The following is an 11760-nucleotide window of genomic DNA, read 5'->3' as shown; positions in this document are numbered from 1 at the left end:
CTTTCGAAAATAAATCAGAGTTCGAGGGGGTAAGGGGTCAGGCGCTGCTCCGTGCGTGCCGACAATGCCTGCCACAGCGCATGAAAGGTTTGACCCTCGCCGGGATGCACTCCCTCCGGAGCCAAATCCACCAGCGGCTTGAGCACAAAGGCGTTGTAGAGCACTTCGCCACGAGGCAGTTCGATCCCGTCGACCAAGCCGCAGGCGTCACCGTACAAGAGAATATCCAAGTCCAGCGCTCTGGCGCTGAATTTGGGCGCATGATCCGGTCGCCCGTGATCCCGCTCAATCTGTCTGAGACGGGTACTCAGCTCCGCAACACTCAGCTGGGTGTCAAAGGCCGCAACCAGATTCAGGAAGTCATCCCCGGCAAAGCCAATCGCCTCGCTGAGATAGACCGGCGACAAGCGGAGCCGCCCGAACTCCTGCTCGAGCACCTCCAGACCACGACGAATATTCAGGTCGCGATCTACGTTGCTGCCGATACCGATATACACCTCAGGCATGGCGCGACCGGGTAATCTCGATGCACACCGTATCCGTTGCCGGAACCGCTTCTGGCTTGCTGACCAGAAAACGCACTTCCGGCACGCCAAATTCCTCCAAAATCAAGGCGGCGCAGCGTTCGGCCAGGGTTTCAATCAGCAAAAACTGGCTTTCCTGAATAAAGCGCGTCAGGCGCTCGGCAACGGCACTGTAGTCAACGGTTTGGCTGATATCTTCACTGTCAGCTGCGGCGCGAATATCGGTCGCCAAGTCCACATCGAGCAGCAGAAGCTGCGGAATTTTCCGCTCCCAAGGCAAAATACCGACGATGGTTCGAACTTTCAGGCCGCGAATCAGGATCTTGTCCATATTCAAGCTACCCCTTCCAGTTCCGTCATCGGCCAGCGCGGGCGCACCTTGATCCCCAAATCATCATGCAAGCCCGCTCGCAAACGGCAGAAACCGGCGTAGGCAATCATGGCCCCGTTATCGGTGCAGAACTCCGGGCGCGGGTAATAGACGCGGCCGCCCAGTTTGTCCAGCTCAGCACCCAGCGCCGCGCGCAGCTGGGTATTGGCACTGACACCACCGGCAATCACTAAGCGTTTCAGGGATTCCTGCTGCAGAGCGCGGCGGCATTTAATGACCAGCGTGCTGACCACCGCATCCTGAAAGGCACAGGCGATATCGGCCTTGTCGTGCTCGGTCAGCTCACCGGCCTCTTTGCAAGCGGTCACGGTATTGAGGGTATAGGTTTTCAGGCCGCTGAAACTGAAATCCAGCCCCGGCCGGTTCACCATCGGGCGCGGAAAATCAAAACGATCGGGATTCCCCTGCCCCGCCAAGGCTGCGAGCTTTGGCCCACCAGGGTAGCCCAGCTCCAGCATCTTGGCGGCTTTGTCGAAGGCCTCGCCCGCGGCGTCATCCAAAGATTCACCCAATAAATGGTAATCGCCGACACCATTCACCCTGACCAACTGGGTATGACCGCCGGAAACCAACAGGGCAATAAAGGGGAATTCGGGACGGTCAGACTCCAGCATGGGCGCCAGCAGGTGGCCTTCCATATGGTGCACACCGAGGGCCGGCACGCCCCAACCGTAGGCCAGCGCACGGCCAAAGCAGGCGCCAACCATCAGCGCGCCCACCAAGCCGGGCCCCTGAGTATAGGCCACAGCGTCTATATCCTCGGCTTTGGAGCCAGAGGCTGAGAGCACTTCCTTCACCAGCGGCGACAGTTTGCGAATATGATCGCGGGAGGCCAATTCGGGCACAACGCCGCCAAAACTCTCGTGAAGGGCAATCTGGGAATAGAGCCGATGCGCCAGCAAGCCCCGGTCGGCGTCATATACCGCCACACCGGTCTCGTCACAGGACGTTTCAATACCCAAAACCCGTCTGACTGCCACTCCGATCTCCCGCTCATCGGCCTCGCGGCCATGGAATGCGCGCATCTTACTGACTCGGGGGCATAAGAACCAGTTTTGCTTTGCTTTTTGCGGTCTCTGCGTTTAGAATCCCCCGCCCTTAAGGACTGCTAATTTCCACACCAAGCGGGTGCTGGCGAGGAGCAGAAACAGATCGAACCACACAGGTACTTTGAATGCCTTTTGTTAAAGTCAAAGACAACGAACCATTTGATATCGCCCTGCGACGTTTTAAGCGCTCCTGCGAGAAAGCTGGCGTCCTGGCAGAAGTCCGTCGCCGCGAGTTTTACGAGAAGCCCACTTCCGTCCGCAAGCGCAAGGCTGCAGCCGCTGTTAAGCGTCACGCCAAAAAGGTGTCACGCGAAATGAAGAAACAGCAGCGCCTCTACTGAGTTCTCTCCCCGCGATGGCAGACACAACCTTGAAGGCTGAACTCACGGAGGCCATGAAGGCCGCCATGAAAGCCAGAGACAAGGAACGACTGGCTGCCATCCGCCTGATACTCGCCGAGTTCAAGCGTATAGAGGTCGATGAGCGCATCGAAGTCGATGATGCTCGCGGCCTTGCTGTGCTTGATAAAATGGTGAAGCAGCGCCGTGACTCGATCAAGCAGTTTACCGAGGCCGGCCGCGACGAGCTCGCCGCCAAGGAACAGGCCGAGATCGAGGTTATCAAGACCTTCCTGCCGCAACCGCTAAGCGACGACGAAATTGACGCCCTGATCGATGCTGCAATCAGCGAAAGCGGCGCGGATTCTATCAAGGCCATGGGTCAGGTAATGGCCATCGTCAAACCGCAGATTCAGGGCCGGGCCGACGTCGGTCAGGTCAGCCAGCGCATCAAGGCGCGACTGCAGTAAGCTGCACCGCCCACACCCTCTCAATTACGCCCCGCTGTGCTATTCTCTGCGGCTCCGGTAACTCTCAACTGCGGGCACCATGAAGGGCTTGATCCCACAACATTTCATTGACGAACTGCTGTCCCGCGTCGACATTGTTGAAGTGGTAGACCGCCGGGTTCCCCTGAAAAAAACCGGTCAAAACTACACCGCCCGCTGCCCCTTCCACGAAGAAAAAACACCGTCGTTTAGCGTCAACCCGGACAAGCAGTTCTACTACTGCTTCGGCTGTGGCGCCGGCGGTAACGCCATCGGTTTCCTGATGGAGTACGAGCGACTGGAGTTTCCGCAGGCGATCGATAGCCTCGCCACGGTTGCCGGGCTCGAAGTCCCGCGCGAACGCGTCGAAAACCCGGAAAAAGTCAGCCGCCGCAAAGACCTCCACAGCCTGATGGAACAGGCCGCTCAGTATTACCAGCGCCAACTCAAACAACACGACAACAGTATTAGGGCGCGCGACTACCTGATTAAACGCGGCCTGTCCGGCGAGATCGCCAAGGCTTTCCAGATCGGCTTTGCTCCACCCGGCTGGGACAACCTGCTCAAGGCCTTAGGCGACGATGAGGAATCGCGCCAATTACTGATTGATGCGGGCATGCTGGTCAGCGGCGACAACAAGCTTTACGACCGCTTCCGCGATCGCATTATGTTCCCGATTCTGGATAACCGCGGCCAGACCATCGCCTTCGGTGGCCGCGTGCTCGGGGACGACAAACCCAAGTACCTAAACTCCCCGGAAACCGATATTTTCCACAAAGGCCGCGAACTCTACGGCCTCTACCAGGCGCGCAAAGCCGTCCGGAATCTCGAGCGACTGGTTATCGTCGAAGGCTACATGGACGTGGTCGCGCTAGCCCAACACGGCATCCCCTACGCGGTCGCAACCCTCGGCACCGCCACCAGCGAAGACCACTTGCGCAAGGTGTTTCGCTACTGCCCGGAGGTCGTGTTCTGCTTTGACGGCGATGAGGCCGGACGCAAGGCCGCTCGCCGTGCCATGGAAACCGTACTGCCGCTAATGGAAGACGGCCGTCAGGCGCGCTTTTTGTTTATGCCCGACGGCGAAGACCCGGACACCCAGGTGCGCGCCATCGGCACCACCCTCTTCGAGCAGCAGATACTCAAGGCCACACCGCTGGAGGAGCACTTTTTTAACACCCTCAGTAGCGGGCTGAACACCGACTCACTGGAAGGCAAGGCTCGCCTGAGCAAGCTCGCCGCCCCGTTGATCCAATTGTTGCCGCGCGGCGTGTACCGCGAACTGATGATGGACGCCCTGTCGCAGCGCACCGGTCTCAGCTCAGGCGCCTTGCAAAATATTCTGGAGCAAACCACACCGGCACCCAAAGCCGAAGCAGACACCAAACCAGCCGCGCCGCCACCGAAACAGAAAGTCAGCGCACCGCCAATACCCGCGTCAAAACGCGATCCGGTGCTGTATATGATCAGCTTGGTGCTCCTGCATCCCAGCAGCGCGGCGGCCTTGTTTGAAGAAGCGCTGCCGACAACCGACAACCCCTACCTAGCCACCCTGAGCAGCCTGCTCGAGCTGCTGCGCAAGCGACCTGAATCCAGCACAGCCATGCTGCTAGGGCACTGGCAGGGCCAGCCCGAAGGCGAAGTGCTTACTCTCGCCCTGAGCCTCGACAAACCGCGCTACGACGCGGAGAAAGCCCAGATCGCCCTGCAGGAAAGCCTGCAACATTTGCGCCGGCAGAATGCCCAGCGCTCCTTTCAGGGCGCAGTCGACAAACTGCGCAATGCCAACTACGCTGATTTAAGCGACGAAGACAAGGAAAACCTGCGCGCCCTGATGCAGCAAAAGGCGCAAGGGGATTGAATTTCCGGGTCGCCAGCCCCATAGAGAAAGTCTGCATTCGCACTAGTGGGTGGCCGTGTCGTTCGGGTATAATGCGCGGCTATTTGCCGTGTGCGTGCTGCCATCGCCAAAGCGCAGCAGCAGTTTCGACATAAGTCCGAGAATGGCCGCGAAATTGCATAACGTAAGCGTGTGTAAGTAGTTCACAAGCGTAAGCAGTCAGTACCAGCAAGCACGAAATAACGGGCACCGAGGACTAATGAGCAACTCTCAGCGACAATCCAGACTCAAGCACCTGATCGCCAAAGGCAAAGAACAGGGCTACATCACCTATGCCGAAGTGAATGACCACCTGCCGGAGGATATATCTGATCCGGATCAGGTGGAAGAAATCATTCAGATGATCAACGACATGGGTATTCAGGTGTTCGAGAACGCGCCGGACGCCGACACCCTGCTGATGGCCGGCAGCGATTCACCAGATGATATCGCCGCTGCTGAAGCTGCCGCCGCACTGGCTGCCGTTGAATCAGAAGCCGGGCGCACCACCGACCCGGTGCGCATGTACATGCGCGAAATGGGTACCGTCGAGCTGCTGACCCGTGAAGGCGAGATTGTTATCGCCAAGCGTATTGAGGAAGGCATTCGCGAAGTAATGTCAGCGCTTGCCTACTTCCCCGGCGCCGTTGACAGCGTATTGACTGAATACGACAAAGTCGCCACCGAAGAGCGCCGTCTGGCCGACATTATCAGCGGCTATCTCGACCCTGCCGACGATGTACCAACCCCGGCTGAAGTCGCTGCTGCCAACGCTGCCGCGAGTAACAGCGACGACGATGACGACAACACGGATTCAGGCCCGGATCCCGAAGAAGCCGCCCGCCGCTTCGGTGAAATCCGCAAGCACATGAATGCAGTCGCCAAGTCTGTCGACAAGCACGGTCGCTACAGCAAGCAGACTGCCAAGGAACTGGCCAAGCTGGCCGAGTCCTTCAAGTACCTGAAACTGACACCGCAGATTTTCGAGCCGCTGACCGCATCGGTACGTAATACGCTCAACGACATTCGCGTGCTGGAACGCGAAGTCATGCGCATGTGTGTTGTTGACGGCAAAATGGATCGCAAGGTATTCATTCGCGATTTTCAGGGCAACGAAACCAACACCGACTGGCTCAAGAGTCACTTCAAGGCTTACCCTGAGCTGGAAAAAATCAGCGAAGACATCATCAAGCTGCAGAAAAAGATCTCACTGGTAGAGGCTGGTTACGACCTGACCATCGCCGACATCAAGGAAATCAATCGCCGCATGTCCATCGGCGAAGCGCGCGCCCGTCGCGCAAAAAAAGAAATGGTAGAAGCCAACCTGCGTCTGGTTATCTCCATCGCCAAAAAGTACACCAACCGCGGCCTGCAGTTCCTGGACCTGATTCAGGAAGGCAACATCGGCTTGATGAAAGCGGTCGACAAATTCGAATACCGCCGCGGTTACAAATTCTCAACCTACGCCACCTGGTGGATTCGTCAGGCCATTACCCGCTCCATTGCCGACCAGGCCCGCACTATCCGTATTCCGGTCCACATGATTGAGACCATCAACAAGCTGAACCGCATTTCCCGGCAAATGCTGCAGGAAATGGGTCGCGAGCCGACGCCAGAAGAACTTGGCGAACGCATGGACATGCCGGAAGACAAGGTTCGCAAGGTGCTAAAAATCGCCAAAGAGCCTATCTCCATGGAAACGCCTATTGGCGACGACGAAGATTCGCATCTGGGCGATTTTATCGAGGACAACACCATTTCCTCGCCCGTAGATTCTGCAACCGGTGAAGGCCTGCGTGAATCCACCCGTGATGTACTCGCGGGTCTGACTGCGCGAGAAGCTAAGGTTCTGCGCATGCGCTTCGGCATTGATATGAATACCGATCACACGCTGGAAGAAGTCGGCAAGCAGTTTGATGTTACCCGCGAGCGGATCCGTCAGATTGAAGCCAAGGCCCTGCGCAAACTGCGTCATCCGACTCGTTCGGATCACTTGCGCAGCTTCCTCGACGAGTAAGGCCAGCCAGGCCAGCAAAAGGCCCGGAAACGGGCCTTTTTTTTAACGCTAGCGAATGCGACAACTAACACTTCAGAGCACTGAAGATAAAAAAGCCGTAAAAAGCGGAGCAATTAAAAACCCATGAAACGATTTCTCTCACTGATCGTCATCGTGTCCCTGCTGAGTGGCTGCGCCGCCATCCGCTCGCAACAGGGCGAAGAACCCACAGCCCTGATGGAAATGGCCTTGCAATATTACTTTACGGGCAATCCGAAAGAGGCGTTGGGTGTTCTCGAGAAAGTTTATGGCGACGAAGGCGCAGCTGAATCGGAACAACAAGACGCGCTGGCGCTTGCCGTGCTAATTCACCTGGAGCGTGGTCGAGGGGAAAACCTGAGCGCAGCTGGCAAACTGCTGCCAAAACTGAAGGAAGGCGACAACACGGATCACACTATGCTGAAACGTGCTTTGACGATCGCTTACAACAACACGCGCCAAAACAGTCGGGCTTCCAGTGAAGCCAGTGCATGCGAGCGCGAACTGAGCAAGGCGCTAACGGAAAATCGCCTGCTCGAGCAGACAGTCACCAAACTGCGCGAACTGTCTCTGGAGTAATTTGCGCCAGCGTTACTCGCTACAAAGTTCTTCCGCAGCAATGCCCAACACCTGATTAATCGTTGTCACGAGCGCCTGTTTATCGACCGGTTTTACGAGATAGGCGCTAACTTTCATTAGATCACCCATTTCCCGCTCATTCACCATCGACTGAATAACCACTGGCGTGTCGACCGACGCCGGTCGCTGTCGCAAGGCCTCGATAAACTGCCAGCCATCCATCTCCGGCATCATGACATCCAGCAGGATCAAATCGGGCTCTACTTCATCGAGTAGCGACAACGCCTTGCTACCGGATTCGGCGCAAGTCACACGATAACCCGCCTGAGACAGATGACGCGAACAGATATCGCGCGCTTCAGCATTATCGTCCACCATAAGAACCTGAACGGTTTCCGGGCTCGGACCACCGTTGCTTTGATCAACGCCTTTCTCCGCGCCCTCAGTCAACTTTGGCAGTCGCAGCGTAAAACACGAGCCTTTACCCAGCTCGCTCTCCACTTCAATGCTGCCGCCGAGAAGCTCCGCGAATTTCTTCGATATTGTCAGCCCGAGGCCGGTGCCACCATATTCTTTAGTGGTAGAGAGATCCGCCTGAATAAAGGCCTCAAACACCTGCGCCATCTGCTCCTCAGACATACCGATACCGGTATCCTGAACCGCAACCTCGATAAAGGCATCGCCACCGTGGATCGCTTCGCGAACGGTCAGACTCACCTCGCCCTCGCGGGTAAACTTGGCTGCATTGCTCAGCAAATTGAGCACGATCTGGCGGAACCGCGTTACGTCTGTCGCCGTGCGAGAGTCAGCGAGTTCATTAGTGTAATTGAGCTTATTGCCGTTTTTATCAATCATGGGCTGAACGGTGACAATCACTTCGTTCAACAGTTGTGACAGATCCGTCACCTCGCGGAACACCGTCATTTTTCCGCTTTCAATTTTGGAAATATCCAATACATCATTAATCAGTGCCAACAGATGCTGGCCCGCCGACAGCACCTTTTCCACGTCAGGCACAAAATCGCCTACTTCCTGTGTGGGATCATCGCCAGCCTCTTCAATCAGCATTTCACTGTAGCCAATAATCGCATTCATCGGCGTACGCAGCTCGTGGCTCATATTCGCGAGAAAGCTGCTTTTCGCCTGATTGGCTGCATCGGCCCGTGCACTGGCAGCCTTAACCTCGTTCATCGCAACCCGCAGATTGCGCGCCATGTGGTTAAAGTTCTCAGCCAGCTCGCCGAGCTCACCTTCCAGCGGCGGAACCTGATACGCCAAGTTACCGTTCCCCCACTGCTGGGTTCCCTGGTGCAGAGCACGAATGGAACGCGAGGTGAAGGTAACGATATGCCAGGCCAGCAGAACCGTTGCTAACAGGGTTGCGAGAAAGATCAGCGTGGTCATGCGGTTGGTCGTTTCAACCGCGCTGTTTAGCTCTTCATTGATTCGCGATGACCGCTCAACCAAGGCCAGCTCATAGGTAACCAGCGACTGCATCGCTGCGCGAAATACCGGCGTTGTATCTTCCAGCACAACGCTCTCTGCTTGCCCCCCGGCAAACTGGCTGAGGTAGTTGCTCCAGTTATTCAGCAGGTTACGGCTTGCAGAAAAATCGATGGGAGTATCCAGCACTTCCTGAGCCCTGAGCGCCAACATGTCGGCACGGCTCAGCATGGTGTTCAGAGTGTTGATTTGCTCGATGGCCTCGGCTTCAGTGACGGGCTGGGCGTTACCCGCCTCGACCAAAGTCTGAATCACCCGCACTTTCTTGTGCATGGCATCCAGCTTTTGCTCAAGGTCTCTCACACCAGCCTGATCGCGCATGACGACCTGCAGCTCACTGAACAGCTCGGAGCGAACCGAGCTACCCCAGGTATGGGTGACGATATTGACCAGCCCGAGCACGAGCAGCAGGGCAAAAGACAGGGCAAGACGGCGCTTGAGACTCATACACTACCCTCCTCGCCCAGATGGGCAACGATTTTCACCAGCAGGCGTTTGAGGTCTACCGGTTTGGTGTCGTAGTCATCACAACCGGCAGCAATGGCTTTCTGTCGATCACCGTCCATTGCGTGCGCCGTCAGGGCAATAACAGGAATACTGCGGGTGCGCTCATCAGCCTTCAGATTGGCTGCAGCAGTCCAGCCATCAACCACGGGCAGGCTCATATCCAGCAATATCAGATCGGGAAGCTCGGCGCAGGCAGACTCCAGGGCCTGAGCACCATCTTCTGCGATCAACACGGTATAGCCGCGTTTCTCCAGACGGCGGCGCAGCATATCCCGGTTCATTTCATTGTCTTCAACCAAGAGGATAGTCGCCAAGCTGTTACCTCCGTTGGGAAACTATCAGAATTATCAGGCCAGACGCTGTTCAAGCAGGTTTCGCAATACGCCGACACTCGATGTCAACGTGACATGGTAGCGATTCGCTTCATCAGCTCCCATCACTCGGGCGTAAGCCAGCGATTCTTCGCCGACCTCCGGCAACATTAACTGTACCTCTTCCAGAGAGGACAGCGTGAGATCAAGCTCCAGCAGCAGCTCACGGCCGTTTAACGCGACAACGCGCCCTAAACCCGCGCTCTGTGACAAGCGCTCACCTTGCATCAGGCGCACCGAGATCGCGACCGGCTCGGTCAAAAAGACCATCGGCGCGTTGCGCTCGGGCAGAATAATATCGAAGGGCACACCAATGCCAGTCAGGTCGTAAATCTGAAGCGGCTCTGTGCTGCCCTTCACATTCACCTCAAGGGTTTTACGCCATTGCGGCGTTGCCTGCATGCTCGCTAAGGTATCTGCCGACGCCAACACCTGGCCGCCGACAGTACAGGATTCGATCCGCGAGGCAATGTTTACGTGGTGGCCCACCACCCCGTATTTGGTGCGCAATTCGGAGCCGACATTGCCCACCACCACCGGCCCGGTGTTGATGCCGATACCGATATCAATCGCCGGCAGACCGCTTTCAACATTGTATTCATTGACGTGGGGCATGGCCTGTTGCATGGCCAGCGCACAGGCAACCGCATGGTCGCTGTGCAGGGCATCGGACAGCGGCGCGCCGAAAATCGCGAGAATCCCATCGCCGATAAACTCATCGACCGTGCCCTGATAGGACATGATGATATCGGTCATCACCGCAAAATAATTATTCAACAGGCGCACACAGTCTTCCGGACTGAGCTGCTGACTGATCACCGAGAAACTGCGGATATCCGCCAGCAGAATGGTGACTTCACGCCGCTCTCCCCCCAGACTCAGGCCGTCGCCGTCGTATAACAGCCGCTGCATGACATCGTTTGACAGATAGCGCCCGAAGACTTTACGGATAAAGTCATAGCTGGCCTCAAGATTCGACAGGTAGGCCGATTCCTTGTCCTCCCACGCCTTGCGTTCCAGCAGCGAACTTACCCGCGCCCGCAGCAGGGTGGCGTTGACCGGTTTGACGATGTAATCGGAGGCTCCGGCCTCAAGGCAGCGTTGCGCGCTTTGCTCATCCTTCACACCGCTGATAACGATGATCGCCAGATGACGCCAGTTCTTGTCCTGTTTAATGCGCTTGAGGAGATCATAGCCATTGATATCCGGCAGCATCAGATCAAGCAGCACCAAATCGATGGACTTGGTTGCCAACGCCGCCAGCGCTTCATGACCGTTTCGGGCTTCGGCAACTTCGATACCGAGACGGTTCAATTGCAGGCAGACCAGCTCCCGGTTGTCGTCGTTGTCGTCCACCAGCAGTACCTTGCGCCCCAGTGTGGCTTCACTGCGACTGCGGGCTGTGGTGCTCAGGCTGCTGATTAGCTCATCAACCGAAGGTGCCTTTTCCTCATCGCTGGTAAGGGCCGTGAGTTCATCAAGACTATTGAGAAAACGACTGGTAGATTTCTGAATGCCACGGAGTTCAGCCAAACAGGGCGGCTGGTGGGAAACCTCGTCTTCAAGGATCTCGGCATACCCGCTGACCAAACCCACGGTATTGCGGATATCGTGTCTTAGCGGCGCAAAACTCTCACCGTTCTGCAGCAGCCCCAGCATATCAACCACAAAAACCTGTAGTTCCCGCCCCGCCTCCAGAATCCGCTCCGCATCTTCTTTGTGCTCGCGCTGCTGCTTGTCAGTAAAGAGGCGGGTCAGCTCGGTCGCGTGACGAATAATCAGCTCTACGGCAGATCCCAGTGCAGCGCACAAGTCCTGCTGATTTTTTGTTATTGGGTGCTCCACCGCCGCTCCGTTCCCGCTATGTCATCGGCTCATGATTAGGAGTATACCCAGTAATGTAGCGGGGTGACGAGACTTAAATTTCAAGGCCTTATGGACGATAGCTGCGAGGCTCTATACAATGCCCGACTCTCCCACGCCGGGCCCGTAGCTCAGTTGGTTAGAGCATCCGACTCATAATCGGCAGGTCGACAGTTCAAGTCTGTCCGGGCCCACCAATCCCTTTCCAAAAGCTGGTTAGAGCATCCGACTCA

General features: G+C 56.7%; 11 protein-coding genes and 1 tRNA gene. 6 read left to right on the top strand and 6 right to left on the bottom strand.

Annotated elements, in window-relative coordinates; all coding sequences use genetic code 11:
• Nucleotides 1-14: 14 nt before the first annotated feature.
• The 3 genes from folK to tsaD are packed head-to-tail and all read right to left on the bottom strand — an operon-like array spanning nucleotide 15 to nucleotide 1940.
• Nucleotides 15-506 (bottom strand): 2-amino-4-hydroxy-6-hydroxymethyldihydropteridine diphosphokinase, encoded by a 492-nt coding sequence (gene folK, locus FHR99_RS11870; protein ID WP_183410887.1) that lies wholly within the window; start codon nucleotides 504-506, stop codon nucleotides 15-17.
• Nucleotides 499-855, bottom strand: coding sequence for a dihydroneopterin aldolase (folB, locus tag FHR99_RS11865; RefSeq protein ID WP_183410886.1), 357 nt, complete (start codon nucleotides 853-855; stop codon nucleotides 499-501). Before folB ends, folK begins: the two co-directional genes overlap by 8 nt.
• Nucleotides 856-857: 2 nt before the next feature.
• A complete protein-coding gene (gene tsaD, locus FHR99_RS11860) occupies nucleotides 858-1940 on the bottom strand; it encodes a tRNA (adenosine(37)-N6)-threonylcarbamoyltransferase complex transferase subunit TsaD (protein WP_183410885.1) in 1083 nt (360 codons plus the stop codon).
• A 149-nt stretch (nucleotides 1941-2089) separates the two neighbouring features.
• Between tsaD and rpsU the strand changes: the two genes are divergently transcribed.
• From rpsU to FHR99_RS11835, 5 genes are all read left to right on the top strand, one after another.
• A complete protein-coding gene (gene rpsU / locus FHR99_RS11855; RefSeq protein ID WP_183410884.1) occupies nucleotides 2090-2305 on the top strand; it encodes a 30S ribosomal protein S21 in 216 nt (71 codons plus the stop codon).
• Nucleotides 2306-2319: 14 nt separating this feature from the next.
• Nucleotides 2320-2772, top strand: a complete 453-nt coding sequence (locus FHR99_RS11850; RefSeq protein WP_183410883.1) for a GatB/YqeY domain-containing protein — start codon at nucleotides 2320-2322, stop codon at nucleotides 2770-2772.
• Nucleotides 2773-2851: 79 nt separating this feature from the next.
• Complete coding sequence (gene dnaG, locus FHR99_RS11845) at nucleotides 2852-4651, top strand: DNA primase (RefSeq protein WP_183410882.1); 1800 nt, start codon at nucleotides 2852-2854, stop codon at nucleotides 4649-4651.
• A 238-nt stretch (nucleotides 4652-4889) separates the two neighbouring features.
• The gene (rpoD, locus tag FHR99_RS11840) at nucleotides 4890-6686 is read left to right on the top strand and encodes an RNA polymerase sigma factor RpoD (protein WP_183410881.1); all 1797 of its coding nucleotides are present in this window, start codon (nucleotides 4890-4892) and stop codon (nucleotides 6684-6686) included.
• Between the two features lie 123 nt (nucleotides 6687-6809).
• Nucleotides 6810-7283 (top strand): outer membrane protein assembly factor BamD, encoded by a 474-nt coding sequence (locus tag FHR99_RS11835; protein ID WP_183410880.1) that lies wholly within the window; start codon nucleotides 6810-6812, stop codon nucleotides 7281-7283.
• Between the two features lie 12 nt (nucleotides 7284-7295).
• Here FHR99_RS11835 and FHR99_RS11830 read toward each other — a convergent pair whose 3' ends face one another.
• Genes FHR99_RS11830 through FHR99_RS11820 form a run of 3 tightly spaced genes read right to left on the bottom strand, consistent with a single transcriptional unit; the run spans nucleotide 7296 to nucleotide 11509 of the window.
• Nucleotides 7296-9233 (bottom strand): hybrid sensor histidine kinase/response regulator, encoded by a 1938-nt coding sequence (locus FHR99_RS11830; protein WP_183410879.1) that lies wholly within the window; start codon nucleotides 9231-9233, stop codon nucleotides 7296-7298.
• The gene (locus FHR99_RS11825; protein ID WP_183410878.1) at nucleotides 9230-9607 is read right to left on the bottom strand and encodes a response regulator; all 378 of its coding nucleotides are present in this window, start codon (nucleotides 9605-9607) and stop codon (nucleotides 9230-9232) included. Before FHR99_RS11825 ends, FHR99_RS11830 begins: the two co-directional genes overlap by 4 nt.
• 33 nt (nucleotides 9608-9640) lie before the next feature.
• Nucleotides 9641-11509 (bottom strand): response regulator, encoded by a 1869-nt coding sequence (locus FHR99_RS11820; protein ID WP_183410877.1) that lies wholly within the window; start codon nucleotides 11507-11509, stop codon nucleotides 9641-9643.
• Between the two features lie 138 nt (nucleotides 11510-11647).
• Here FHR99_RS11820 and FHR99_RS11815 point away from each other — a divergent pair.
• Nucleotides 11648-11724, top strand: a tRNA-Ile gene (locus tag FHR99_RS11815).
• Nucleotides 11725-11760: the final 36 nt, after the last annotated feature.

Origin of the sequence: Litorivivens lipolytica, from assembly GCF_014191715.1 — a bacterium.
Classification (GTDB): domain Bacteria; phylum Pseudomonadota; class Gammaproteobacteria; order Pseudomonadales; family Spongiibacteraceae; genus Litorivivens; species Litorivivens lipolytica.
This window is presented reverse-complemented; position numbering and strand designations above follow the sequence as displayed.